22 protein-coding genes are annotated in these 25,130 nt (G+C 42.2%); 12 read left to right on the top strand and 10 right to left on the bottom strand.

What is annotated here, in order from left to right; all coding sequences use genetic code 11:
- Nucleotides 1-4: 4 nt before the first annotated feature.
- The 3 genes from H5114_RS17910 to cmoA are packed head-to-tail and all read right to left on the bottom strand — an operon-like array spanning nucleotide 5 to nucleotide 2,521.
- On the bottom strand, nucleotides 5-775 hold the full coding sequence (locus H5114_RS17910; RefSeq protein ID WP_182698564.1) for an ATP-dependent zinc protease: 771 nt from the start codon (nucleotides 773-775) through the stop codon (nucleotides 5-7).
- A gap of 25 nt (nucleotides 776-800) precedes the next feature.
- Nucleotides 801-1,793 carry a tRNA 5-methoxyuridine(34)/uridine 5-oxyacetic acid(34) synthase CmoB gene (gene cmoB / locus H5114_RS17915; RefSeq protein ID WP_182723674.1) on the bottom strand — a complete coding sequence of 331 codons (993 nt, stop codon included), beginning with the start codon at nucleotides 1,791-1,793 and terminating at the stop codon, nucleotides 801-803.
- Entirely contained in the window at nucleotides 1,790-2,521 is a 732-nt protein-coding gene (gene cmoA, locus H5114_RS17920; RefSeq protein WP_124018182.1) for a carboxy-S-adenosyl-L-methionine synthase CmoA, read from the bottom strand. Before cmoA ends, cmoB begins: the two co-directional genes overlap by 4 nt.
- Before the next feature lie 567 nt (nucleotides 2,522-3,088).
- On the opposite strand from cmoA, the gene H5114_RS17925 reads away from it, so the two are divergent.
- The 6 genes from H5114_RS17925 (at nucleotide 3,089) to ruvB (ending at nucleotide 10,908) form a co-directional block, all read left to right on the top strand.
- A complete protein-coding gene (locus tag H5114_RS17925; RefSeq protein ID WP_182723675.1) occupies nucleotides 3,089-5,905 on the top strand; it encodes a transporter substrate-binding domain-containing protein in 2,817 nt (938 codons plus the stop codon).
- A gap of 171 nt (nucleotides 5,906-6,076) precedes the next feature.
- Nucleotides 6,077-7,852, top strand: a complete 1,776-nt coding sequence (gene aspS, locus H5114_RS17930; protein WP_124018184.1) for an aspartate--tRNA ligase — start codon at nucleotides 6,077-6,079, stop codon at nucleotides 7,850-7,852.
- Nucleotides 7,853-7,977: 125 nt separating this feature from the next.
- Nucleotides 7,978-8,730: a YebC/PmpR family DNA-binding transcriptional regulator gene (locus H5114_RS17935; protein WP_124018185.1), complete on the top strand. Its 753-nt coding sequence runs from the start codon at nucleotides 7,978-7,980 to the stop codon at nucleotides 8,728-8,730.
- A 7-nt stretch (nucleotides 8,731-8,737) separates the two neighbouring features.
- Complete coding sequence (gene ruvC / locus H5114_RS17940) at nucleotides 8,738-9,259, top strand: crossover junction endodeoxyribonuclease RuvC (protein WP_124018186.1); 522 nt, start codon at nucleotides 8,738-8,740, stop codon at nucleotides 9,257-9,259.
- Entirely contained in the window at nucleotides 9,256-9,873 is a 618-nt protein-coding gene (gene ruvA / locus H5114_RS17945; protein ID WP_124018187.1) for a Holliday junction branch migration protein RuvA, read from the top strand. Before ruvC ends, ruvA begins: the two co-directional genes overlap by 4 nt.
- 30 nt (nucleotides 9,874-9,903) lie before the next feature.
- On the top strand, nucleotides 9,904-10,908 hold the full coding sequence (ruvB, locus tag H5114_RS17950; RefSeq protein WP_124018188.1) for a Holliday junction branch migration DNA helicase RuvB: 1,005 nt from the start codon (nucleotides 9,904-9,906) through the stop codon (nucleotides 10,906-10,908).
- Between the two features lie 189 nt (nucleotides 10,909-11,097).
- On the opposite strand, the gene gloA is transcribed toward ruvB, so the two are convergent.
- The 5 genes from gloA to H5114_RS17975 form a co-directional block, all read right to left on the bottom strand.
- Nucleotides 11,098-11,508, bottom strand: coding sequence for a lactoylglutathione lyase (gloA, locus tag H5114_RS17955; RefSeq protein WP_124018189.1), 411 nt, complete (start codon nucleotides 11,506-11,508; stop codon nucleotides 11,098-11,100).
- 589 nt (nucleotides 11,509-12,097) lie between these two features.
- On the bottom strand, nucleotides 12,098-12,874 hold the full coding sequence (locus tag H5114_RS17960; RefSeq protein WP_182698569.1) for a hypothetical protein: 777 nt from the start codon (nucleotides 12,872-12,874) through the stop codon (nucleotides 12,098-12,100).
- A 383-nt stretch (nucleotides 12,875-13,257) separates the two neighbouring features.
- Complete coding sequence (locus H5114_RS17965) at nucleotides 13,258-13,995, bottom strand: SDR family oxidoreductase (RefSeq protein ID WP_182723676.1); 738 nt, start codon at nucleotides 13,993-13,995, stop codon at nucleotides 13,258-13,260.
- A gap of 81 nt (nucleotides 13,996-14,076) precedes the next feature.
- Nucleotides 14,077-14,679, bottom strand: coding sequence for an SDR family oxidoreductase (locus tag H5114_RS17970; RefSeq protein WP_207891333.1), 603 nt, complete (start codon nucleotides 14,677-14,679; stop codon nucleotides 14,077-14,079).
- A 54-nt stretch (nucleotides 14,680-14,733) separates the two neighbouring features.
- Nucleotides 14,734-16,110 carry an NAD-dependent succinate-semialdehyde dehydrogenase gene (locus H5114_RS17975; RefSeq protein WP_182723677.1) on the bottom strand — a complete coding sequence of 459 codons (1,377 nt, stop codon included), beginning with the start codon at nucleotides 16,108-16,110 and terminating at the stop codon, nucleotides 14,734-14,736.
- A gap of 364 nt (nucleotides 16,111-16,474) precedes the next feature.
- Between H5114_RS17975 and H5114_RS20575 the strand changes: the two genes are divergently transcribed.
- Nucleotides 16,475-16,600, top strand: coding sequence for a hypothetical protein (locus H5114_RS20575; RefSeq protein ID WP_259395335.1), 126 nt, complete (start codon nucleotides 16,475-16,477; stop codon nucleotides 16,598-16,600).
- A gap of 428 nt (nucleotides 16,601-17,028) precedes the next feature.
- Here H5114_RS20575 and H5114_RS17980 read toward each other — a convergent pair whose 3' ends face one another.
- Nucleotides 17,029-17,991 (bottom strand): mechanosensitive ion channel family protein, encoded by a 963-nt coding sequence (locus tag H5114_RS17980; protein ID WP_124018192.1) that lies wholly within the window; start codon nucleotides 17,989-17,991, stop codon nucleotides 17,029-17,031.
- A gap of 525 nt (nucleotides 17,992-18,516) precedes the next feature.
- Nucleotides 18,517-19,446 (bottom strand): AraC family transcriptional regulator, encoded by a 930-nt coding sequence (locus H5114_RS17985; RefSeq protein WP_124018193.1) that lies wholly within the window; start codon nucleotides 19,444-19,446, stop codon nucleotides 18,517-18,519.
- A gap of 573 nt (nucleotides 19,447-20,019) precedes the next feature.
- Between H5114_RS17985 and H5114_RS17990 the strand changes: the two genes are divergently transcribed.
- The 5 genes from H5114_RS17990 (at nucleotide 20,020) to H5114_RS18010 (ending at nucleotide 24,961) form a co-directional block, all read left to right on the top strand.
- The gene (locus H5114_RS17990; RefSeq protein ID WP_124018194.1) at nucleotides 20,020-20,670 is read left to right on the top strand and encodes a carboxymuconolactone decarboxylase family protein; all 651 of its coding nucleotides are present in this window, start codon (nucleotides 20,020-20,022) and stop codon (nucleotides 20,668-20,670) included.
- Between the two features lie 118 nt (nucleotides 20,671-20,788).
- Nucleotides 20,789-20,974, top strand: coding sequence for a hypothetical protein (locus H5114_RS20425; RefSeq protein WP_207891334.1), 186 nt, complete (start codon nucleotides 20,789-20,791; stop codon nucleotides 20,972-20,974).
- Nucleotides 20,975-21,227: 253 nt separating this feature from the next.
- Nucleotides 21,228-21,974 (top strand): SDR family oxidoreductase, encoded by a 747-nt coding sequence (locus H5114_RS18000; protein WP_124018195.1) that lies wholly within the window; start codon nucleotides 21,228-21,230, stop codon nucleotides 21,972-21,974.
- A gap of 192 nt (nucleotides 21,975-22,166) precedes the next feature.
- Nucleotides 22,167-23,036: an aldo/keto reductase gene (locus tag H5114_RS18005; protein ID WP_182723678.1), complete on the top strand. Its 870-nt coding sequence runs from the start codon at nucleotides 22,167-22,169 to the stop codon at nucleotides 23,034-23,036.
- An 818-nt stretch (nucleotides 23,037-23,854) separates the two neighbouring features.
- Nucleotides 23,855-24,961 carry an alpha/beta hydrolase gene (locus tag H5114_RS18010; protein ID WP_182723679.1) on the top strand — a complete coding sequence of 369 codons (1,107 nt, stop codon included), beginning with the start codon at nucleotides 23,855-23,857 and terminating at the stop codon, nucleotides 24,959-24,961.
- Nucleotides 24,962-25,130 lie beyond the last annotated feature (169 nt).

The following is a 25,130-nucleotide window of genomic DNA, read 5'->3' on the forward strand; positions in this document are numbered from 1 at the left end:
GATCCTACTTAATTAACGTGGTAATTTGGTTTTTGTCTTTACCATGAATGTAGATTTGACCTACATCAACAATGGCAATATCTTTCATAAACTTGCGACCGAGTAACAAAGGATAATCAAGATGGCTTCGATCCGTTAAATTTAAATCAGTTTCGGCGGCATATTTACCTATTTTCAAATGGGCATGAATAACCGGACGACGATCATCATCTGAATCTGCATCTTGTTTAATACGAACAAAGCGCTCTACTTTAAATTCAAAGGTATTTTCTGGTTGATCTGCATTATTAGTGACGACGCCGAAACGAACCCATTGAACGCCTTCGCGTTCAAATAACACGATATTGCGCGCATCCAAAGATGATGACTCGGCACCGGTATCAATGCGGGTGGCAAACTTTGCTTTTAACTCATCAATAAAAACACTTTCGACTTCGCCAAGGAGAAATTTTTCACCAATAAGACTTTCAGGGCATTGTAGTGGCACTGAAACCGGTTTGGAGACTGGAGGTTGAACTATTACCGTTTTTGGTTTCTGACTCATTGCAGTGCTGACTTGCGTCTTTAACTTTCTGACTTCATCAGAAAGCGCACTAATGTCGGCAATGTGCTGACTGCTTTGTGAATGTATAGCATCAATAATGACGGTTTGCGAAACTTGCAAACTGCTATTCAAATCAGCATTGGTTAGCGGAGGTGTTATTGGTTTTTGAGTAGTTGTACAACCCGATATGAGGGCCGCTACAACGGATAGAGCAATTACCTGCTTTAACATGTCAATTCCTGTTGAATAGTATTATTTACACTAAATCGTGATTCGGTTGGTTCTTTGTTGCAATGATGATGGCTCTCTTGGGAGCGGGATAACCTTCTACAGTTAAACTGACATCATTTGGATCGAGATAATCAACTAGAGATTCATTTTTCATCCATTGGGTACTACGTTGTTCTGCAAGCGAGGTGATATCGATGTCAACGCATCTAATATCAATAAACTCGCATTTTTTTAACCATAGCATTAAGGCTGCAACAGATGGTATAAACCAAACGTTGTTCATTTTGCCGTATCTATCTTGTGGAACCAATACCGCGTTTTCGTCGCCATCTATTACCAGTGTTTCAAGTACCAGTTCACCACCAATTCTTAATTGGTCTCGTAATTGTAGTAAATGATCGATTGGTGAGCGACGATGATAAAGCACTCCCATTGAAAATACGGTATCAAAGGCATCTAAAGCTGGTAACTCTTCGATACCAAGAGGCAATAAGTGCACTGGGTGTTGATTACCCGCAATGCGTTTTATTGCTTCAAACTGGCATAAAAATAACGGTGACGGATCAATGCCCACAACACGCGTTGCCCCAGCCCCTAACATGCGCCACATGTGATAACCACTGCCACAACCGACATCTAATACGGTGCGATTTTTTAAAGGCGAAATATAATCTTTAACCCGATCCCATTTCCAATCGCTGCGCCATTCGGTATCAATTTGAATACCATGAACGGAAAATGGACCTTTACGCCATGGTTGAAAAACGGCCAACAAATTAGTTAGTTTTTCGGCTTGTCCCGAGCTGAGTTGCTCTCCGGTTCCAATGGTCACACTACTGCTAAAATCTATATTATCGGGTTGCGGATAATGTAATTTATTGAGCACTTTTTCCCATTTGGGTAAGTTACCGTGTTTATGATCTCTCTGCCATTTACCTAAAATTGCCGGTAATGTTTCTAACCAGTGTTGTAGGTTAGAATCGGCAATGTCTTTATAAAAAGAGCTGAAATTGATCATTTAATCGCTACCATAGATGCAAAGTTAAAACATTGAAACCAAACTGAGAAGTGACTAAAGCCGTTTTCGGTTAAGCGTTGTTGATGAACATTTAAGCTGTCTGGACGCATCACGTTTTCTAACGCACTGCGCTTTTGACTGATTTCGAGCTCACTATACCCATTTGCGCGCTTAAAATCTAAATGCTGTTCATCTAATAACTGTTGTATATGATTATCTTCAAAGAATAGCTTTTCCGAAATGACTAATATTCCGCCCGGAAGCATGCCATCGTAAATACGTTTTATTAAAGCATCGCGATCATGAATAGGCAAAAATTGTAGGGTAAAGTTTAGCACCACCATCGACGCATTTTGAATGTCAATTTCTCTGATATCGGCACACAGTAAATTAACTTTGATGTCGCTGACATATGCCGCAAGGTTTTCATTACAACGGTCAATCATCGACTGGCTGTTATCGACAGCGTAGATCTGGCATTGACGACCTTCAATTTGACGACGAATACTTAAGGTTGCAGAGCCTAACGAACTGCCGAGATCATATATATTGCTGCTAGGTGTGACAAATCGATGAGCAAAATCGCCAATAGTATTGATGATTTGGGCATAACCAGGAACAGAGCGGCGTATCATGTCATTAAATACACCTGCAACACGTTGATCAAATTGAAAATCAGTGATTTTATCTGTCACATGAGCGTATATCTTATCTTGTTGGGAGTTCATGAGTTGCAATGTGAAAAAATGATAGCAGTATTTTAACTAATCATGATGAACGGCAGCAAGTATTCTACTGCTAATTTGTACGTTTTTTTTGATATATTTAACGATATAATAGGTAGCTAAGGTTCTGAATGCTTATTAATGCTGATAATATGTACAAAGAGCTAAAAAATTAATTTCTATTCATAAATTTAGCACGACACAAGATAGATTAATGATATTATTTAACCTTGTTACAAAAAAGCAACAAAAATATACGCCATATCGTTTTTGTGTATTTGTGTATTTGTAACCAACATTAGCAATATTTTTCATTTGCGACATGTATTGATAATGATATTAACAAGGTCTTTTGGTCGCCTCATATCGGGATCGTCATCGGTTAAAATGCCATCTTCACCTTGGTCTTGTGTGTTGATGCACAGCACACAGCTATGGATGTTAATCAAGCTTGTTAATCAATTGGCAACATGGACAAGTAATGCCTGATAAGTCTCATATTGACTCCATTTTGGATTTATTGCTTGAGTTGTTGGTTGTTATAACAAGTGAAAGTATTAGGGAAAAAACTTGAAATTTATACCTTGGATATTCGCAATAGTATTTGCGTTAGCATTATCACCTGCGCAAGCAATGCATTCAGATAAAGTCGATACTTCAGTACCATTGGTGATAGTGATGGGTGAAGATACTTATCCATTTGAATATTTAAATGAAAACGGTACTCCTTCAGGTATTTTGGTTGATTTATGGCGTGAGTGGTCTGTCATTACTGATACCAAGGTGCAATTTGTATCGCGACACTGGCAGCAGTCCCTTGATCAACTTGAACAGCGACAGGCCGATATTCACATCGGCATGTCTAAAAATAGTGCGCGTCTCAAAAAATTTGATTTTGCCAAGCCATTCACCTCAGTAAATTCCTACTTATTCGTTCATAAATCTCTCAATAGTAAAAAACAAATTAGTGACTTAGTGCCTTATCAAATAGGTGTTGTGACAGGATCATCCCATGAGGCAACATTATCAGTGCTAGAGCCAAAGCTGAGCTTTAAGCATTATCAAAATCGTGAACAATTATTACAAGCTGCCGTGAATGGAGAGTTGTTTGTTTTTGCTGGTATGGAAGGCTATCAACGTAATTTGACCTTAGAGCAAGATATCGCGGCGAATTTTTATAGTTCGTCACGTATTCCTATTGAAAAAATCAATATATCACCTGCAGTAGCCAAAGGTGATCAAGACCTTATTAATAAAATTAATCATGGTTTTGAATTAATACCGCCTAACGTTATCCAACAAATAGAGCGTCGTTGGTTAGGCTATCATCGACAAACATCGGGTGTCATTATTGCGATGCAAAACGGCGTTGAACCTTATGTCGATATTGGTACCGACGGTTTGCCACATGGCATGTTGGTAGATTTATGGAAATTATGGTCAGAAAAAACCGGTATTAATGTTGATTTTGTGGCTGGTGACATGAACAGCAGTATTGATGACGTTAAACGTGGTGTTGCTGATGTCCATATTGGTTATCCTGAAAGCAAAGATATGCGCACAGGTTTGAAACAAGCTTGGCATATTATTTCAGTCAAAAGTCGTTTTTTTAGTGCTAACTTAAGCATCAATAACATTGAAGATATTGCGATGCGAATCGGTGTATTTCCAACGGCACCTTATATTAGTGAGATGAAAAAAGCGTTTCCCAAAGCTCAGTTACGTTTTTATGATTCATTAGACAGCATGGTAAAAGCGGCTCAGAATAAAGAGATCAGTGGTTTTGTGTCTTCTGCAGCTATGGCATCGCATTACTTGCTGGCAAATAAACTGTGGGCAGAATTTCGTCAATATACGGATATCGAATTTTCCACCGATATGTATGTCTTAACCCGGATTGATGACAGCGGTCTAGCGGACCGAATTCAAGCCGGTTTTAATCTAATTTCTGTCGAAGAACAAATGCAAATAGAGCGTAAGTGGTTAATTAATCCCGATGATCGTTTTTTTGCCAATTCTGCCCATAACATTAAATTGACGACCCAGCAAAAGCAATATATCAGTAGCTTAGGAGCCATTAAAATGGGTTACCTAAAAAACTGGGCGCCGATGGAATTTCAAGGGAGAAATGGGGAATTTTTAGGGATTAATGCAGACATTAAAAATTTATTAGTCAAACAACTTAATTTAACGATTATCCCTGTGCCTTACGATGATTTTCGCCAAATGATAGATGATCTTATTAAAGGCGATATTCATCTTGTTGCCAGTATGGCCAAAACCCCTGAACGTGCAAGTAAACTGGCATTTTCATTAGTCTATTGGCCATCTCCCTGGGCGATAGTCACTTCTTTAACTCAACCTCCCATTTTTAATATTTCACAAGTAACCGGAAAACGCTTAGCGGTTGTCGAGGGGTATCAGATTGTCGATCAGTTGCGTCAGCAATATCCGGGAATAACATTAGTGTTTGTTGCAGATACTAAACAGGGGATGGCAGCCGTGCTTAATGGGTCGGCGGATATGTTTATTGAGCAGGTGGCATCATTAGCGACAACCTTAAAAAGCGGCCAATATCCCAGTTTAAAAATGTCGTTATTAGCTGAGCTTACCGAGCAACATAGCCACATTGGTTTATTTCCAGGGGTTAAAAATTTGGTGCCTTTAATTGATAGGGTTCTTGCCACTATTGATGAAACCGAACAACAAAATATGTATCAAAAATGGGTATCGTTAGATCTCAACAGTGACACGGTACAGTATCAACCTTGGTTTAAATATTTGGTGATTGTTTTGTCTATTGTCACCTTAGTTGCCATTGTTATACTCGTGTCAAGTAGACGCTTAAATATTGAAATTCAAAAGCGCGCTAAAGTAGAAGAAGACCTAAGGTTTATGGCCAGTCATGACAACATAACGGCTTTGCCTAACCGATATATTTTCGAAGATAAATTAGCGCAAACAAGCCTAGTCCATCAGCGAGATAAATTAAAATTTGCATTGTTATCTATCAATTTGGATGGCTTTAAAGTCATAAATGATAAACATGGCTATCATGTCGGTGACAAGTTACTGCAACGTATTGCGGTGCTACTGACTCGCCATTTGAAAGATTCTGATACTGTAACGCGGTTTGTAGCAGATGAATTTGTGATGCTATTAAATCAGATTGAAACCAAAGAAGATGCTCGCCAAGTTGCGGAAAACATACTCAGCACGTTAAAAAAACCGCTGCTAATCGGTGATATCAGTATTACTATTTCTGCCAGTATCGGTATCGCCATATTTCCTGATGATTCTGATAACGCAGCCTCATTATTGAAAAAATCAGATCAGCTCATGTATCAGGCTAAAAAAGTAGGTGGCCATCAATATAAAATGAGCTAGTTTTGATTGATGGTTTTTCAGTCAGTCAATCCAGTTTATTCGCTATAGGTCTGGTTAATTGCCTTAATCTGATTGATACTTCAATGCATAAGTTTGAGTCACGGTATATAATGCCGTTTTTATCATTTTCGATTTCCAAAATACCGCTTTGTGGATAAAGGATAGAGTTCAATGCGCAGTCATTATTGTGGAGACATTAATCCGTCTCATCTAGGTCAAGAAGTTACTTTAGTCGGTTGGGTAAACCGTAGTCGCGATTTAGGCGGAGTTGTGTTTTTAGACTTACGCGATAGAGAAGGGCTAGTTCAAGTTGTTTTTGACCCAGATCTAAAAGACGTTTTTGATATAGCCAGCACATTGCGCAGTGAGTTTTGTGTTCAAATTAAAGGTGTTGTGCGCGCTCGTCCAGAAAGCCAAGTCAATTCACAAATGAAAACCGGTGCGATTGAGATTTTAGGTACGCAACTGACAGTGATTAATGCATCAGCTCCGTTACCTTTAAGCATGGATAATTATCAAAATAACAGTGAAGAACAACGCTTAAAATATCGTTATTTAGATTTACGTCGTCCAGAAATGGCCGAGCGTCTTATCTTCCGCGCTAAGGTCACCAGTTCTGTTCGTCGCTTCTTAGACACCAATGGTTTCTTAGACATCGAAACGCCGATTTTAACCAAAGCGACCCCAGAAGGTGCACGTGACTATCTAGTCCCAAGCCGAACGTATAAAGGTCAATTTTTTGCGTTACCTCAATCCCCACAGCTGTTCAAACAGTTGTTAATGATGTCAGGTTTTGACCGTTATTATCAAATCGTTAAATGTTTCCGCGATGAAGATTTACGTGCCGATCGCCAACCTGAATTTACCCAAATCGATATCGAAACATCTTTCATGTCTGCTGAACAAGTCATGGAAAAAACTGAGCAAATGATGCGCGGTTTATTTCACGATTTATTGAATGTTGATTTAGGCGATTTTCCGCGTATGACTTACGCCGAAGCCATGAAGCGTTATGGTTCTGATAAACCCGATTTACGTAATCCACTTGAATTAGTTGATATTGCTGATTTAGTTAAAGACGTCGAGTTTGCAGTATTTAATGGCCCAGCAAACGATGTGGAAGGCCGCGTAGCCGCATTACGTATTCCGACAGGCGCATCATTATCACGCAAGCAAATTGACGATTATACCAAGTATGCGGCAATTTATGGCGCGAAAGGCTTAGCGTGGATGAAGATAAATGACTTAGCTGCAGGTATTGAAGGTATTCAATCTCCTGTACTTAAGTTCTTAACTGAATCGATAGTTAACGATATTATCAGTCGTACTAATGCACAAACAGGCGATATCATTCTGTTTGGTGCCGATAAAGCCAATGTTGTTGCCGAGGCTATGGGAGCATTGCGCTTAAAAGCAGGTGAAGACTTTAAGCTGCTTGAAGGTCAATGGCGTCCAATGTGGGTTGTTGACTTCCCTATGTTTGAAAAAATTAACGGCGGGTTCCACGCTGTTCATCATCCTTTTACAGCTCCTCGTGGTATGAGTGCTGAACAGTTGGCTGCAGATCCTGCAGCAGCAATTTCAGATGCCTATGATATGGTATTAAATGGCTGTGAGTTAGGTGGTGGTTCAGTTCGTATTCACAACGCTGAAATGCAAAGCACAGTATTTAATATTTTAGGTATTGAAGCTGAAGAAGCCAAAGAAAAGTTCGGTTTCTTACTTGAAGCATTGCGTTATGGTACTCCGCCACATGCTGGTTTAGCATTCGGTTTAGACCGTATTATTATGTTAATGACCGGCGCCAGCTCTATTCGTGACGTGATGGCTTTCCCGAAAACGACTACCGCTGCATGTCCGTTAACCAATGCTCCAGGATTTGCTAACCCAGTGCAACTCGCTGAGTTAGGCATCGCCGTGGTTGAAAAGGTTAAAACAGAAGAGTAAAGCGCTAACGTTAGCCATTTGCTCGCCCTTAACAGGGGACTACATACCGAGGCTTTTGCCTCGGTACGTTTTTTACAAGTAAACGAGTTTACTTGGTACGTCCTATTGAATAGTAAGGAGATACAATGGCTGGACACAGTAAATGGGCCAATATTAAACACCGCAAAGCAGCACAAGATGCTAAACGCGGCAAGTTATTCACCAAATTCATTCGTGAACTGACCGTCGCGGCCCGCGAAGGTGGTTCAGATGTTGATGCCAATCCTAGGCTACGTGCTGCAGTTGATAAAGCCTTATCCAATAATATGACTCGCGATACCGTTGAACGCGCCATAAAACGCGGTGCCGGTGAGATAGATGGCCAGCAACTAGAAACTATTATTTATGAAGGCTATGGACCTGGTGGAACGGCGGTGATGGTCGAAACCATGACAGATAATCGCAATCGTACTGTTTCAGGCGTGCGCAATGCCTTTAATAAATCGGGCGGTAATTTAGGCACCGATGGTTCTGTTGCCTATTTGTTCACACAATCAGGTATTATTTCTTACGACAGTGATATCGATGAAGACAGCTTAATTGACAGTGCCTTAGAAGCGGGTGCAGAAGATGTTATCACCCATGAAGATGGCTCTATCGACGTTTTTACTACGCCAGAGGCCTTTGGCAAAGTCAAAGATGCACTTGATAGTGCGGCTTTTGGGGCGGTTCATGCTGAGGTGACCATGGTAGCGTCATTAAAAGCAGAGCTTGATGCCGATACGGCTGAAAAGTTTTTACGTTTAATTGATAACTTAGAAGATCATGATGATGTACAAGAGGTATATCATAATGCTGAGATTTCAGATGACGTTATGCAAGCGTTAGATAACGCATGAGGCATCAATGGCCATTATTTTAGGTGTTGACCCGGGTTCACGTATTACCGGTTATGGGGTGATCCAATGCCAAGGCCGTCAACAGATTTATCTTGGTAGTGGCTGTATTCGAACATCCGCCGATGAGTTACCGCAACGCTTACAGCAAATTTATGCTGGCTTATGTGAAATCATTACCCAATATCAGCCCGACGAGTTTGCTATCGAGCGGGTGTTTATGGCCAAGAATGCGGATTCTGCCCTTAAACTGGGCCAAGCGAGAGGTGCGGCGATTGTTGCTGCAACCTGTGCTGGTTTACCGGTTGCAGAATACAGTGCAACACAAATAAAAAGTGCCGTAGTTGGCACTGGCAGAGCTCAAAAAACGCAAGTACAACATATGGTGAAACAATTACTTAAGCTACCAGCTTCACCACAAGCTGATGCGGCCGATGCATTAGGAGTAGCAATATGTCATTTTCATACTTATCAAAGTCTTATCGCTATGGGCGGTAAAGCTAGCAGCAGAACATATGGAAGATACAAATGATAGGTCGATTAAGCGGTATTTTAGTTGAAAAGCAAGCGCCTGAAGTGGTGCTAGACGTTAATGGTGTAGGCTATGAATTACAAGTGCCGATGACCAGTTTTTATGAATTACCTGCGTTAAATCAAGCTACCATGTTATTCACCCATTTTGTGGTGCGCGAAGACGCTCAGTTGCTTTATGGTTTTATCACCAAACAAGAACGGGCGTTATTTCGTTTACTGATTAAAACTAATGGTGTCGGCCCTAAGTTGGCGTTAACGATTTTATCAGGTATGACTGCATCTGAGTTTGTATCATGTGTTGAACGCGATGATATTGCCACCTTAGTGAAATTACCTGGAGTGGGTAAGAAAACGGCTGAACGTTTAGTGATTGAAATGCGCGATAAGCTTAAAAGTTTGCTTGAAGCTTCTGCCGGTTCTGAGCGCGAGTTTATGCTACAGAGTAATTACACCCCCGCGCCAGCAGCTGAAAGCGCTGAAGAAGATGCTATTTCTGCCTTATTATCTTTAGGCTACAAGCCCGCTCAGGCCAGTAAGTCGGTTTCTGCCGCTTTTAAGCAAGGTATGAGTTCTGAAACGTTAATTAAAGCTGCTTTAAAATCAATGTTATAAGTATGATATGCATAAACAGGGTACGTAAAAATGATTGAAGCTGATCGCCTGATCCAGCCGCAAGTACAAGGTCAAGATGAACTGATTGATCGTGCTATGCGCCCTAAAATGTTGGATGAGTATACTGGTCAAGATGACACTCGTGCCCAGCTTAAGGTTTTTATACAAGCTGCGATTAATCGCCGCGAGGCCCTTGATCACATGCTGATTTTTGGCCCTCCAGGTTTAGGTAAAACAACCTTAGCAATGATTGTCGCCAATGAGATGGGGGTGAACATCAAATCCACTTCTGGCCCCGTGCTCGAAAAAGCCGGCGATTTAGCGGCCTTGTTAACGAATCTTGAAGAGGGTGATGTACTGTTTATCGATGAAATACATCGGTTAAGCCCTGTGGTTGAAGAAATTCTTTATCCGGCGATGGAAGACTACCAACTGGATATTATGATTGGTGAAGGCCCCGCAGCACGTTCGATTAAGTTAGATTTACCGCCATTCACGCTTATTGGGGCGACCACTCGAGCTGGAGCACTAACATCACCACTGCGGGCGCGCTTTGGTATTCCACTGCGTTTAGAGTTTTATAATGTTAAAGATCTTACCACTATCGTGACACGCTCAGCGAATGTGATGGAGCTTGAGATTGATCAGCAAGGTGCGATTGAAATTGCCAAACGTTCACGAGGCACACCGCGAATTGCTAACCGTTTATTACGCCGCGTTCGCGACTATGCGGAAGTTAAACATGATGGCAAAGTCACCCAAAAAGTGGCCGAATATGCACTTGATTTGCTTGATGTTGATGAGCAAGGTTTCGATTACTTAGACCGTAAACTCTTGCTGGCAATTATTGATAAATTTATGGGTGGTCCAGTAGGATTAGATAACCTTGCTGCCGCGATAGGTGAAGATAGAGAAACGATTGAAGATGTATTGGAGCCTTTTTTAATTCAACAAGGCTTTATTCAGCGCACACCTAGAGGACGAATAGCCTCCCAGCGTGCCTACGATCACTTTAGTTTGCTAAAGCCAGAATAGTCAGTCTCGATGGGTTAACGTTGAATCATTAATTTTGGTTTGTGTTTTGGGTATAAGATTAGCCCCAAATTTTTTAATCAATTGTTTATCAGCATATTATCCGCTGCATGCTATTGCAGCTAACAAAAAAGCCAGCAATTCGCTGGCTTTTGCTATTTTTACTTATCACCAATACTAAGACGTACCGTATTAACCTAAAGCTGCAGTTGCTGACTTTTTCTGAATTAATTCAATTTTATATCCATCAGGATCTTCAACAAAAGCGATTTCAGTGCTTCCGCCTGCAACCGGCCCTGGTGCTCGGGTGACTTTACCTCCTGCTGCAGTAATTGCATCGCAGCGGGCATAGATATCTTCTTCGCCAATGGCTAAATGACCAAAAGCATTACCTAAATCGTAACTGTCGACACCCCAGTTATAGGTTAATTCAATCACAGCTTGGCCTGTGGTTTCTTCGCCAAAACCGACAAAGGCAAGCGTGTACTTGTATTCTGGGTTTTCTGATTTACGCAGTAATTTCATCCCCATTACATCAGTATAAAAAGTGATGCTGCGATCTAAATTGCCTACGCGGATCATCGTATGAAGTAGTTGTGACATGATATACTCTCTTATTAAAAATTTATCTGACTGTATCAAGCTCAGATGCTAATGAAAAGTCTGGCGGTTAATACCCATAAAATTTTGCTTTAGCTCACATTTGTGAGGATATTTTTTGGGTTAACTCATAAAAAGCGTTATTCTTGCAGTATACACATTTGGAGGCAAGACAATGACTACAGAATTAAAAATGGCTTTAGGCACAACAGTTGTAATCGCAATTTGTTTCAGCGCATTTTTTGTGTCGATGTTTTAAGCACCCGCAAAAATAGATCGCTCCATTTGACCCAATGCCAAATGAACGTACAGCATGTTAATTGAGAAGTTAATATGCTGTACGTTTTTTTATAAACTCTCACAGTGCTTATGGTGCTTTGAGAGTTTATTTTTTACAAATTTTGTTTTGCAGACAACTCCCACAAGGCTTCAAAAATACAAACGCCACCGAGAGGTTTTGTCGCTAAGCACAGTTCACTGGTCCTGGAGTGTTCGATGGTTGCAGATCCGAACGTGACATTTCATCGGCTCTGATCACGCTAATTTCTGGACGCCTAACTCAGTTTGAACTGTAATATAACGACGAGAAGGGCTAACCAAACTTGTTTTCATGATGTTTTAAGGTTAATTCTACCCGTTCCAATGCTGTCATGATCATCGCCGCAATTGATGGCGATTGGTTTTTAATAAACAATGTTGACGAATGAGCCGCACATAATACTTCAGCACCGCTCCATTGCTCCGCTAGATCCGCGACCCAATGCCGAAAATCATCAGCAGCGCCTTTGCGTCGTTCCAATGTTTTCGACAGTGTCATATGAAAAGCCAATTCTGGACTTTTTAAAAAACGGAGTAAACCGGGTAATTGAAAGTACATTAACGTGTCGTCAACGTGAATGGTTTTTGACTCTTTGTGGTAAGCAAGCACCGATGAAAAATGTAGGTGCTCGTTTTTGGAAATAAAATCGACCCCGCGGGGCACTGAAAATTCAAAATCCTCTGAAAACAAAGCAGCAAACTCGTTTGAATTGGTTAACTCTGTTTGCCATGTTAGGTTGGGTAATTTATCGATATGGCGCTGCGTTCCATAGAGTTTTGCGTGTGGATAATCGCCATGTATTTTTTCAATATGCACTGTATGGAATGGATGCAAGTTAATAATCGCTTCAATGTCGACTCCATTGTTGGTCAGCGAATCGACTTGCTGTTTAATGTCGTCTTGCATTTCATAAGCGTCGAGCAAAACAAACTTGCCGTTACCGCGCTTTACTAAAGAAGCGTGTGTTCCAATATTTAGTAAACCGAAAATCTTAAACTCACCACGAATATTCCAAAACTCATCTGAAATTTTTAATATTTTGTCAGTCATAATTAATACTCATCGTTTGCTTCTCCTCAGGATAATTCACCAAGAATGATAAAAAGAGTGAAGTAAATTGTTATTTACTTCACTCTGACGGCTTATTCCCTAGTTGCTAGGCTCTTATGTTTTATCTGCTATCTAAAATAGCGACACAGAGACCGAAGAGCAAAAAGGATTTGCTGAGAAATGACAACATAAGCACTCAAGCAAGGGATCCTTCCGATCTAGCATTTTTTCCTCTGGCCCGACAATCCGTTTGAGCCCGCATGCTAAAAATCGCTCTCTTGTGTTGGCTTACAATGTAACTGGTTCAACAGCAGACCTAAGCAGCTGTGATTTTTATCATGCCAGTTTGCATCTTGCTCCTGTCCAATAGAGTGGCTTTGCGCTTACAGTGGCTGCCTAGTGGGGCGAATGATAATCTCGTTGACATCAACATCTGCCGGCTGCTCGATGGCATAAGCAATTGCTCGTGCAATCGCATCTGGGTTAATGGCCATCTCATACATTTCATCAACACCCTTGGCTGTATCGGGGTCGCTGATTTTACTGGTCAGCTCGGTCGCTACGGCACCAGGCGAAATATTGGTGGAGCGGATTTCCCCATTGCCTTCTTGACGAATGCCTTCTGATAGCGCCTTGACGGCAAACTTGGTAGCGGAATAAACGGCGGATGCCGGAAAGACCTTATGCCCAGCTACTGACGAGAGATTAATAATGTGGCCGACATGCTGCTCGCGCATGGTCGGCAGCACCGCGGCAATGCCGTAGAGAACGCCTTTGATATTGACATCAATCATTTTCTCCCATTCGTCGACCTTGAGTTCATCGAGGGGCGATAGCGGCATCAGACCAGCGTTGTTGACCAGCACGTCGATGCGGCCGTAAGCTTCCTTCGCCGCTTTGGCCAGCGACTCGACCTGAGCGCGGTCAGTGACGTCGGTAACCTGATAAATAGCTTCACCACCCTGATCCTTGATCGTGTCACGCAGCTCCACAAGGCGTTCCTCGCGGCGGGCAGCAAGCACCAGTTTGGCGCCACCTTTTGCCAGGCGTAGTGCTGTGGCTTTACCCAGACCACTTCTGGCACCGGTAATGATAACGACTTTGCTATTGATCTCTGACATGGATTTTCTCCTGTTGAAATGAATGATTGAATTTCATACGTTAACGGTTCCAAGCTTAATGTTACGCCAGAGACATTAGGGTTAGGCTGACTGCATATTCTGCGTCATACCGTCGTAACGGCCTGTAGTGGCGGCCTCCATCAGTACGTGGGCGACATCTGCTCGAGACGCCTTGGCCGATTTGTCGACATTGTCACCCAGGATCACATCCGTGCTGCGGCCCTTGTTGGTCAGTGCTACAGGGCGCAGGATCGAGTAAGTTACTCCGGAAGCCTTGAGGTATTCGTCCGCTTCGTGTTTGGCATTCAGGTAAGGGGCCATGTCGCCGGTAGGGTTGGATTGATCTGCGCCGATCGAGCTGAGCATCACGAAACGCTTTACGCCTGATTCTTTCGCTTGATCAATCAGTCGCTTCGCGCCGTCCCGATCCACTTTTTTGGTCATTTCAGGGCCGGTGCTTCCTCCTGAACCTGCGGCAAAGATCACCACGTCCATGCAGTCGCACAGGCCGGTTTCCAGGTCGGTCAGGTCACCATGGCGCAGGTCTACACCTTGGGGCAAAGAACTGGTATCCGAACTTTCGCGAACCAGCGCTATCGGCTTATGGCCCTGATCTATAAGGTACTGGGCCAGAAGCTGGCCTGTTTTACCGGTGGCACCGGCGACAAGAATGTTCATACTCATAGAGAAATCCTTAATGTTGAATGAAATGGGCGAAATTGTGGGTGTAAAGCCAGGTCAGGGCAGGAAAATCGACTTTACGTTGACGAACTCCTTGATGCCAAAACCACCGTGTTCACGTCCGTATCCGGAATTCTTGACCCCGCCAAATGGCATATTCGGATCAGCAGCCCCAAACGAATTAATGCGGATCATGCCTGTGTCGAAGTCATTGCGCGCCAGTTTGAGGGCTCGTTCCTCATCCTTTGAAAAGATCCCTCCGCCAAGTCCATAGCGGCTTTCATTAGCCAGTCGCATGGCGTCCTCATCATCAATGGCGCGGATGATTGACGCGACCGGTCCGAAGATTTCATCATCGTAGGCTGGCATTCCGGGCGTAAGATTTGCCAGCACAGTGGCGGGATAATAGGCACCCGTGCGTTTTGTCACTTCGCCACCGCAGAGGATTTTTGCACCCTTGGCGACGCTGGCGTCCACCTGCTCCTTAACTGTGTCAAACTGCTCCTGGCTGGAAAGCGGCCCAAGCTGGGTATTTTTATCCATGGGGTCACCCATGTTGATTTTTTGCATTTGAGCGACGAAAGCCTCGACAAAGGCGTCATAGACCTTATCGGTCACGATGAACCGCTTGGCAGAAACACAGGTCTCTCCGTTGTTGTAAAGTCGGCCCATAACCGAAAATTTTACGGCGGTTTCAACATCGGCATCCTCAAGCACCAGATAAGCGTCATTCGACCCCAGTTCGAGCACTGTCTTCTTTAACTCTTTGGCGGCCACAGCCCCGATGTGTCGCCCAGCGCCATCGCTACCTGTCATTGTGACACCACGGACCATTGGATGGGCTATCAGCTTGTCGCTGGTGTCGTGATCGATCACCAAAACCTGGAACAGGTCCTCGGGCAAGCCGGCCTCAATACACAATTCACGCAAACGAAGTCCGGAGCCAGTGCAGATGCTGGCGTGCTTCAGAACACAGCCATTACCTGCCATCAGATTGGCTGCCAGCACACGGATCGGCTGGTAAAGGGGAAAGTTCCAAGGCTGGATTGAATAGATGACGCCGATTGGCTGATAACTGATGACGCCGCGTTTGCCGTTGAGTCCTTGCACACGCTCTTCATCAGTCAGCGCTTCTGGTCCATTTTCAGCGGTGTAATCTAAGATCGCAGCACAGAGTTGAACCTCAACAAGACCATCTTTCAGGAGTTTGCCGGTTTCGTTGGTCATCAAGGCGGCCAATTCATCGGCATTGTCACGTAGTTTTTGACCGATGTTATTAAGATAGGTGGCCCGTTCCAGATGGGGTAGTTTACGCCATTGCAGAAATGCCCCATGGCAGGACTCAAGCCGAGCCGTCGCCTGCTTTTCGGTCATTATGTCGTAGGAATGGATTGCTTTTTCAGTCGCGGGATTAATGGTGGTGATTGTCGTCATGGTTGCTCCTTCCGAGTCTGATGGGCAAATGCCGTTGGCGCTAGCTTTGGTGTATTATCAGTCCGTTGGCGGGATCTGTCTGTTCGCTTGCCAACACTACCGCGTTGCAAACAGCGCCGAGCTCCTGCTGGTAGTGTAAAAATGGCCCAAAGAAAAAAGCACATACTTCATCGATTCAGCATGGTCTGGTGTGTTGGCTTGAGGGTCATTGAACCCTATGTTGGAACAAGTCAATCGATTAGGCAGTTAGGATTTGCTAGTGCTAGGTATCAATTTTATCTGGTCAATCGACTAAAGAGCGCTAGGCAGGTATGTTGGTTTTCCCCCTTTTCTGTAAGAATGCGGCGGCCAGAGAACAAATTTGATGGTGCTAATTCCCCAGGCGATATCTTGTTGTGAGGGGACTCGCATAGGCGGCAGTAAATTGCTTGGCGCTGAAATGAGCGGTGACGTTGGCATTGACCCACTTGCTGTAATGCCAGCAAAATAGTTTATCTTTGACCGCTTGATATGTTTTTCCTGTGTGGCAGGAAAAGATTAAGTGAACCACTGGACTCTCGAAAGTATTCAGTCCAATAATTATGTTATATGTCGGATCAGTAATGCTATATGTTGGATCAGTTATGCTATGTGTCGGATCATTAATGGCAAATGTGCGCATTCGATGAGTCAATATAAGCCTATTCGAGCGCTTATATTTACATCCCAGAGAAAACTTGAACGTCGGCTATCTCAGTATTACCGACCTTCAAGCCGCCTGGAAGAATTAGTGTACTCGTAGCAAAAGCCGATGGTCGGCTCTTTTTCCAGAACGCCAGGAGCGATCTGCCGACCTTCAACATTTTTGGCAGTCTAATTAAATTAGACCGATGCGACAAGCTGACGTTCAGTTAATGAAAGTGCCTCTAATCCCAGAGATTACTTTTCATTTTCAGACGATGATGACTTCTGTGAGTCTGCTGATTTTTCTTCTGACGTTTCTTCTGACTTTGTTTCCGACAACATAGTATTGAGCTTTTCACCGCCTTTGGCGCCAAAATCCAATGTTCTGATAGGAAAGGGAATTAAGATATCAGCTTTTTCTAGCGCTTTTTTAATTTCTACCACCGCAGTATGTCGAGCTTTCATAAAGCCAGTGTCGCCTGGGTAATCGATCCAGAACCAGACCACTAAGTTTATACTGCTGTCTGCAAACCCCTTAGCAAATACGGCAGTTTGTTCTTTTTTGATAACAAAATCACAGGCGTTTATCGCTTCTTCGATAGCTTCAGCGGCCTTTTGTGGGTCGTCTGCGTAAGAAATACCAACGGGCACTTCGATTCGCCTGACCCCTGTAACCGTATAATTAGTGAGTACGTTTCGAAATAAGATTTTATTTGGAATCACTTCTATTTGGCCAAAAAACGTTTCGACTAATGTGTTACGCAAATTAATGGTTTTTACTGTGCCGAATACATCTCCTGCCTCAACCACATCGCCAATTTGAAATGGCTTACGAATACCCATAGCAATACCAGCAATAAGATTCTCTGCCATGTCTTGAAAAGCAAAACCAAGCGCTAGGCCAATAATACCTGCGCCAGCTAAGAGTGACGTTACGGTGCCGGTTAACCCCAAAAACTCTAGAGCGATAAATAGCCCTGTCAACAACACCAGCATCTTGATTATTGATGAAAGTAGATCGGCAATTTGTTCAGACTCTAAGGCTTTATGAAGCACTTTTCGAACGACTCTACCAACATATTTAGCCAGTAAGCCAAAAAACATGGCTAAGAGAAAGGCGACTATAAAGTTTGGCAAGTGTTTAATGCCAGCTTCTAGCCAGCCTTGTAATTTTTCGTTAATTAGCTGCCAGAATTTGTCTAATACAGAGAGGTCCATTAATATTATTCCCACTATTATTTATCATCGTTCTTTAATGCAGATACAGCCCATGTATTGAGCTTTTCGAGTGTCGAGGAGAGGTAAAATAAAACGACATTTTTGACAAAATGAAAATCCATGTAGCCTCATATTTTCCATACTAACATCTCTTTACTATCCTTGAGGGAGTGAAAGTCAGCGCACTGTCGTCTATTACCTAAAAAAGCTCAGTATATGCTGCGGACAACAGAGCTTTTTACGCCGTCATCACCCGATGTTATTCTCCCAACGTTAAAGATGTCACAAGCTGAGTTTGCGCGGCGACTGGCGTAACTATGAGCACGTTGATGTTTCTCTATTTCCGAGGGGGAGTTTGGTATGATTTGTTAAGCTAAAAATATGTGTCAATAGCAATCGTGGGCTAGCAAAATATGGGAATATCGCTATTAATAAAACCAATTTTATCATTGAAAAAGAATAGGTTAGTGCAAGAAGTGCACATTGTTAAGTTAAGTTAAACCTAGTCTTTTTGGTTCTTTTTCTTTAAGCCTTTGCTTCTTGAGGCAGTCCAGTTTCGCGCAATGCTTTTGTATCTTTTAATGGAGACTCACCAAAAAAACGGCGGTATTCTCGACTGAATTGAGAGGGGCTTTCGTAGCCAACTTTGTATGTTGTCGTCGTCGCATCTAAGTTTTCGGTTAACATTAAACGACGAGCTTCATTCAAACGTAAACTTTTCTGAAATTGTAGAGGCGTCATAGCCGTCACTGAACGAAAATGACTGTAAAATGCAGATTGACTCATTCCACTGTAATCGGCTAGATCACTTACGCTTAATGGTTTAAAAAAGTTATTTCTGAGCCAATCAATTGCTTTAGATATTTGGTAGCTGTGGCTCTGAGTTGTGACGATTTGATTAAGCAGGATACCTTGCTCTGTTGTCAAAAGACGAAAGAAGATTTCTCTTTGAATTATGGGTGCTAAAGCTCCTATATTATCGCTCTCATCCAACAGATCTATTAGTCGAGTGAATGCGTTTAATAGCGACTCAGAAAGTTGTCCAACGGCAATCCCTTTTGTGGTCTTTTTATCGTAGGAAAACAAATTCTTATTTTCAGCAATCAGCTCTGAAATAATTTGTAGATCCAGCTCCATAACCAGCCCGAGATAAGGATGCTCATCGCTTGCTTGCATAATATTAGCAATGACCGGCAAGCCAACAGATGAAACAAGAAAATGATTGGCGTCATAAATATAACTTTCATCACCTAATAGAACACGCTTCTTACCTTGAGCAATTAAACAAACACTCGGGTGATGAATATAACTCGTTGGCGCGGTAGTAGATGGCCATCGGGTTAATTTCAATCCTGGAATTTTAGTCTCGACCTGGTTAACGCCTTTTTCCATCCATTTATCAATTTGTCTCGCCAGCTTTTCAGTATTGGCAACTCTACTTTGTGAACCGTTCATCATCATCCTAGTGGCAATATATATCGTAATGTTTAGTTTTAACATTTGGAATTTGCATAAGCTAATCGCGCTGATTAAAGCACTAGGCTATTAGTACAAATCAAATCCATCAACCGGTTTATATTTTTGTTCATTTTACAGAGACTAACTACCATTAAGTGCTATTGACTCCGACTGATGGCGTTTTTAAATAAAATGATTAGGCAACTTTAGCTATTGCTAGGCTAGTAGCGCTGATTTTATAAACCTTAGCAAAAATAGATGTTCACACTTAAGGCATTGTACTTCTGCCAGGACCAAAACAGCCAATGACATTAATGACCACCACAAACCACCGACATTACCACTTATTCAATGCCAAAACTGAAAACAAAGCTAACTCATAGAGGCAAAAGTTGCCATATTATTTTATATGCAGGAATAGGCAATGATAAAAAAACTATAGGCAATAGTTCAGCAAATATAAATGATAAGTTAATCACATCAAAATTGAGCAGCTAACTTAGATGATTTATTTGATTATTTTTCAGAAAAGTCTCTTTCCTTACCATCAATTTAACAGCGATTTTATTTATGAATATAGCGTCAGTAACAGACTCGCTTGAACCTTCAGAGCAAGCCATTATTCCAATCGCGGCATTTACTGCAAGCGGTGATATAGAAAAGTTACAAGTCAGTTTACATGAAGGTTTGGATGCCGGCTTAACGATCAACGAAATTAAAGCAATTCTGGTTCAGATGTATGCCTATGCAGGCTTCCCCCGCAGTTTAAATGGACTTTCTGCGTTTATGAGTGTTGTGGATGACCGGAAAAAAACTGGCATGACTGACATTGTCGGCTCTGAGCCTAAGCCTTTACCTACAGACCGAACCAGCCTCGAGTTCGGTACTGAGAACCAGACCAAGCTAATTGGTGCTGAAGTTAAAGGGCCATTATTTGAATTCTCGCCTGAAATTGATACTTACCTGAAAGCTCACCTGTTCGGCGATATTTTCGAACGAGATTCCTTAAGCTGGAAGCAGCGAGAAATTGCCACAATAGCAGCTTTGGCTAATTTAAATGGTGTAAATAACCAGTTAAGTGCTCACTACACCTTTAGTATGAATAACCATGTATCTGTCAGTCAGCTCAACGAATTTATTCACATTATTGAAAAATATTGCGGCCCTCAGATTGCCGCAAATGCACTGCAAGTACTTAACTCTGTGCTTGACACTCAATAAGGTATAACAGACTCGACAAAGATTTATTTAACCCTAATTCTATCGTTTAATCAGGAGGCCATTTCATGAAAAAAATATTTCGTCGACTGTAAAAGCTAAATTACTCAATAGTTTGGAAGTGATATCGACCGCCAATGCTGAAGCCGATACTAATACAGAACAGACAGCTAATCATTCAAAAGACCATCAATCGTTTCAAGGCCCAGACCTCCTTTTTAGCGGCCAAGTTAACGTCGATATGTTATTCCCAGAAAATGACGTCACGAATTACAGTGGCATGGGGCTACAGCTGATGCTGCGATAAAACACCTTGTTATTACATCCTCAAAAAGAGGGTGGAAATGTTATCTGGAAAGAAAAAAGTAGTTAATGAGCAATACGCGACAGCTAGCTAATAAAATTGTACTGGTATCGTTAAATTCAGCTATCGCGTTAGAAATGCTAATACACAACAGCAGGTTACTTATGGTCATGAGGTCGTTGGCTATTACTGTTGAGAACCAAGTTTACATTAACAACAACCCTAATTTTTAAACTGCAAATGTTAAGGATTTAAAATGAGCAATAACGTAGAGAACAAAGTCATCGTAATTACTGGAGCATCAAGCGGTATGGGCGAAGCTGCAGCGCGTCACCTTGCTTCTATGGGAGCCAAAGTCGTTCTCGGTGCTCGCCGCGCTGATCGCATAGAACAATTGGTTTCAGAGATTAAAGCAAAAGGTGGTGAAGCACTCGCTCTGGCAACTGACGTAACCAACAAAAACGATGTTAAAAACTTAGTTGATGCGGCAATTAACACATTCGGACGCATTGATGTTCTTATCAACAACGCTGGAGTTATGCCTCTTTCGATGTTTGAAAGTGTCAAAGTGGATGAATGGGATCAGATGATTGATGTTAATATAAAAGGTGTTCTATACGGTATCGCTGCTGCACTGCCGCATATGATAGAACAGAAAGCTGGACACATAATTAACACAGCATCGGTCGCAGCTCATCTCATTTTCCCTGCATCATCGGTCTATTCTGCAACCAAATTTGCTGTTCGCGCATTAACCGATGGTTTAAGACAAGAAGTCACGCCACACAATATCCGTACGACTTTAATTAGCCCTGGCGCCGTCAAAACTGAGTTACTTGAGCATATTAGTGATAAAGAAGTGCAAAGTGCCAACCAAGATTATGTCGGCCAAGTAGGGATCCCAGCTTCTAGCTTTGCAGATATGGTTACGTTTGCAATTAGCCAACCAGAGTATGTTGATGTAAATGAAATTATTTTTAGACCGACGGCTCAATCTTTGTAACTCTGCCAATTAATCGCCAATATTTTAAGTTTAATTATTGGCGATTTTTATTAGCCAATATCGAGTAACCCTATCGCAACGATTACATACCGTAATTTGTTAACCTACTCTGAGAGAGACTAGTTCAAGATAATTGGCTGCATAAAATACATTTTCATCAAAATACAACCAACACAACGGAGGCGTTCTACTATGGAATATACGACACTAAATAATGGCTCTAAAATGCCCATGTTGGGCTTTGGTGTTTTTAAAGTCACCGATAAAGAAGAATGCAAAAATTCAATCCTCAATGCAATCCGTGTTGGCTACCGTCTTATTGATACCGCAGCCGTTTATGGCAATGAAGATGCCGTAGGTGACGCTGTACGTGAAGCAATTAAACACGGCCTCTGCACTCGTGAGGAGTTATTTATTACTTCAAAATTATGGGTACAAGACATGGCCTGCTACGATACAGCGAAAGTTGGCATTGAGGCATCACTTAAAAAATCAGGCTTAGAATATTTCGATTTATATCTACTTCATCAGGCTATGAGCGATTATTTTAGCGCTTGGCGTGCAATGGAAGATGCGTACGAACAAGGTAAATTAAAATCTATTGGTGTATCTAATTTCTATGCTCACGTATTAACCAACTTTTGTGAAACGGTCAAAGTTCTCCCAGTGGTGAATCAGGTAGAAATGCATCCTTACTTTTCACAAGCTGCGGCCATTGAAACAATGAAGTATTACAATGTGCAGCCAGAAGCATGGGCGCCCTTAGGTGGCGGTCGCCATAAACCGTTTGAAGATGAAAAGCTTCAGGGCATTGCAGTAAAACACGGTAAAACTATTGCTCAAGTCATTTTACGTTGGAACGTACAACGTGGCGTCACTGTAATCCCTAAATCGATTAAACCAGAGAGAATTCAAGAGAATTTTAATGTCTGGGATTTCACGCTATCTGCTGATGAGATGGACAAAATCAATAGTCTAGATTTGGGTTACGTTGGTGAAGCTATCAAGCACTTCGACCCAGAATTTGTTCGCGCTTGTCTCGGTGTCAAAATTCACGATTAATCATGCCTCCATTATGACTGATTGAATCCAATATTGGGGCGGTTCATTTAACATTGAAAATATGACTAAACTGTTTGGGATTTCAATTGTTCGAGGATGGAAAGCCCAATAGTCTCACTTTTACAAATTAACCTGTGCTTTGCATTTGTTCCTTGGGATCTATTCTCTTGTTATCAAAATAGTGACTCATGCGCCACTTACTCGATGAGTTTCTGCTCGACATTGTTTGAGGGTAATTTTTAAATTCATTTGGATACTTCAGTCTTTGCCCGTTGTCGTATTGCCTCAATATGTCGCTTTGTTGATTGAGCCAATGAGTGCACAACAACGAGATCTCTAGCTTCAACAGTATTAAGGATAAAGTCGAATTGTCATTTATCGACGATACAAGATAATTTTTTGATTCGCCCAGTGCAATCTACCTCGAAAACGTTTTTGTTCGGTAACCTTGCTTTGATCAGTCGGTGTACAACCGAGCTCTCTGTTTATACCTTTTGTCCAGTGGTCACTTATTGAGCCGTTATTAAAGCTTTGCGAATGTTGATTTTTCAATAGTCGCTTGAGTCAGTGCTTATATTAAGTGAAATGCTAGTTTTTTGGAGTATCAAGCAATTAATTAGCAGGATCTTACTAACAAAACATACGCAAAAACTGCAAAACTAAACCCTCGAAAGACTCTCAATCTAAGCGCTATTAATCAAGGCTGGGTAAATCAGATACAGCCTATGAACAATTACTTAAAGGTGATGTTAACTACCGTTTTGTGAGCGTGAGCTCAACAGTCTCAGCCAAAATTTTAACTTGTCCGGAGAATAACCATGGATATACATACTGAAACGACCAAGATTACTACTGAACAAGATATGCCTAATGAAGGACGTCGCAATATGATGAAGATGACTGGTGCAGGTATTGTTGCGCTAGGGGTTGCCTCGCTAACCACTGGCCAAGCTTTTGCTCAATCATCAATTGCACTAACCGATGAGTGGGACAAAAAATTTGCTAAAAGTGACAAGGTCGATCATAAAAAAGTCACTTTCAAAAACCGCTATGGCATAACCCTTGCCGCTGATCTTTATCAGCCGAAAAACAGCACTGGCAAGCTGCCTGCTATCGTCGTAGGTGGCCCTTTTGGTGCGGTGAAAGAGCAATCATCGGGTCTGTATGCGCAAATAATGGCAAAACAAGGCTTTGTCACCCTTGCTTTTGACCCCTCATACACAGGTGAAAGTGGCGGCGAACCTCGCAATATTGCCTCGCCAGACATCAATACGGAAGACTTTAGCGCTGCGGTAGATTGTATTGGTATGCAAGCCAATGTGGATCGTGAACGCATCGGGATGATCGGCATTTGTGGTTGGGGCGGTATGGCATTAAATGCCGTCGCGGTCGATAAACGTGTTAAAGCCGTTGTAGCAAGCACTATGTATGATATGACGCGTGTTATGTCAAAAGGCTATAACGACAGTGTTACCCTAGAACAACGCACACAAACTCTAGAGCAACTGAGTCAGCAACGTTGGCAAGATGCAGAGAAAGGCACACCAGCCTATCAGCCGTCTTACAACGTGTTAAAAGGCGGCGAATCGCAATTTATGCTCGACTATCATGATTATTACATGACACCACGAGGCTACCATCCACGTGCGGTCAACTCAGGTAACGCTTGGTCACAGACGACGCCATTGTCGTTCATGAACATGCCTTTATTGACCTATATTTCTGAGATTTCTCCTCGTCCGGTGTTGTTTATCCATGGTGAAAAAGCCCACTCGCTCTACATGGCTAAAACAGCCTATGAGAATGCGGCTGAACCAAAAGAGTTGATGGTTATTCCAGGCGCAAGCCATGTTGATTTATATGATCAAGTGGATGTCATTCCGTTCGAGAAGCTCACAAGCTTCTTCAAGCAACACCTCGCTTAATAAATAGTGGGGTATTTGAAGTGAGATGAGAAGGGCACAAGGTAAACCTTTTGCCCTATTAACTAATGAAGTCAATCCGCATCATGTTTAATGCCCACACTTACGATTTAGTTAACTAAGCAGTATTTCCTAAACCATGTGGGCTATTTGAGCACGCATAGCACTTTTG

This window comes from Shewanella sp. SR43-8 (assembly GCF_014163775.1).
Classification (GTDB): domain Bacteria; phylum Pseudomonadota; class Gammaproteobacteria; order Enterobacterales; family Shewanellaceae; genus Shewanella; species Shewanella vesiculosa.

What these genes read in the sequence shown, in the direction of transcription:
- H5114_RS17935 (WP_124018185.1), top strand. Translation starts at nt 7,978, where the DNA reads ATGGCTGGACACAGTAAATGGGCCAATATTAAACACCGCAAAGCAGCA.
- H5114_RS17990 (WP_124018194.1), top strand. Translation starts at nt 20,020, where the DNA reads ATGAATATAGCGTCAGTAACAGACTCGCTTGAACCTTCAGAGCAAGCC.
- H5114_RS20575 (WP_259395335.1), top strand. Translation starts at nt 16,475, where the DNA reads ATGGTGCTAATTCCCCAGGCGATATCTTGTTGTGAGGGGACTCGCATA.
- H5114_RS17970 (WP_207891333.1), bottom strand. Translation starts at nt 14,679, where the DNA reads ATGAGTATGAACATTCTTGTCGCCGGTGCCACCGGTAAAACAGGCCAG.
- cmoB (WP_182723674.1), bottom strand. Translation starts at nt 1,793, where the DNA reads ATGATCAATTTCAGCTCTTTTTATAAAGACATTGCCGATTCTAACCTA.
- ruvB (WP_124018188.1), top strand. Translation starts at nt 9,904, where the DNA reads ATGATTGAAGCTGATCGCCTGATCCAGCCGCAAGTACAAGGTCAAGAT.
- H5114_RS17975 (WP_182723677.1), bottom strand. Translation starts at nt 16,110, where the DNA reads ATGACGACAATCACCACCATTAATCCCGCGACTGAAAAAGCAATCCAT.
- gloA (WP_124018189.1), bottom strand. Translation starts at nt 11,508, where the DNA reads ATGTCACAACTACTTCATACGATGATCCGCGTAGGCAATTTAGATCGC.
- ruvC (WP_124018186.1), top strand. Translation starts at nt 8,738, where the DNA reads ATGGCCATTATTTTAGGTGTTGACCCGGGTTCACGTATTACCGGTTAT.
- cmoA (WP_124018182.1), bottom strand. Translation starts at nt 2,521, where the DNA reads ATGAACTCCCAACAAGATAAGATATACGCTCATGTGACAGATAAAATC.
- H5114_RS18010 (WP_182723679.1), top strand. Translation starts at nt 23,855, where the DNA reads ATGGATATACATACTGAAACGACCAAGATTACTACTGAACAAGATATG.
- H5114_RS17985 (WP_124018193.1), bottom strand. Translation starts at nt 19,446, where the DNA reads ATGAACGGTTCACAAAGTAGAGTTGCCAATACTGAAAAGCTGGCGAGA.
- H5114_RS17960 (WP_182698569.1), bottom strand. Translation starts at nt 12,874, where the DNA reads ATGACTGACAAAATATTAAAAATTTCAGATGAGTTTTGGAATATTCGT.
- H5114_RS18005 (WP_182723678.1), top strand. Translation starts at nt 22,167, where the DNA reads ATGGAATATACGACACTAAATAATGGCTCTAAAATGCCCATGTTGGGC.
- H5114_RS17965 (WP_182723676.1), bottom strand. Translation starts at nt 13,995, where the DNA reads ATGTCAGAGATCAATAGCAAAGTCGTTATCATTACCGGTGCCAGAAGT.
- H5114_RS18000 (WP_124018195.1), top strand. Translation starts at nt 21,228, where the DNA reads ATGAGCAATAACGTAGAGAACAAAGTCATCGTAATTACTGGAGCATCA.
- H5114_RS17910 (WP_182698564.1), bottom strand. Translation starts at nt 775, where the DNA reads ATGTTAAAGCAGGTAATTGCTCTATCCGTTGTAGCGGCCCTCATATCG.
- aspS (WP_124018184.1), top strand. Translation starts at nt 6,077, where the DNA reads ATGCGCAGTCATTATTGTGGAGACATTAATCCGTCTCATCTAGGTCAA.
- ruvA (WP_124018187.1), top strand. Translation starts at nt 9,256, where the DNA reads ATGATAGGTCGATTAAGCGGTATTTTAGTTGAAAAGCAAGCGCCTGAA.
- H5114_RS17980 (WP_124018192.1), bottom strand. Translation starts at nt 17,991, where the DNA reads ATGGACCTCTCTGTATTAGACAAATTCTGGCAGCTAATTAACGAAAAA.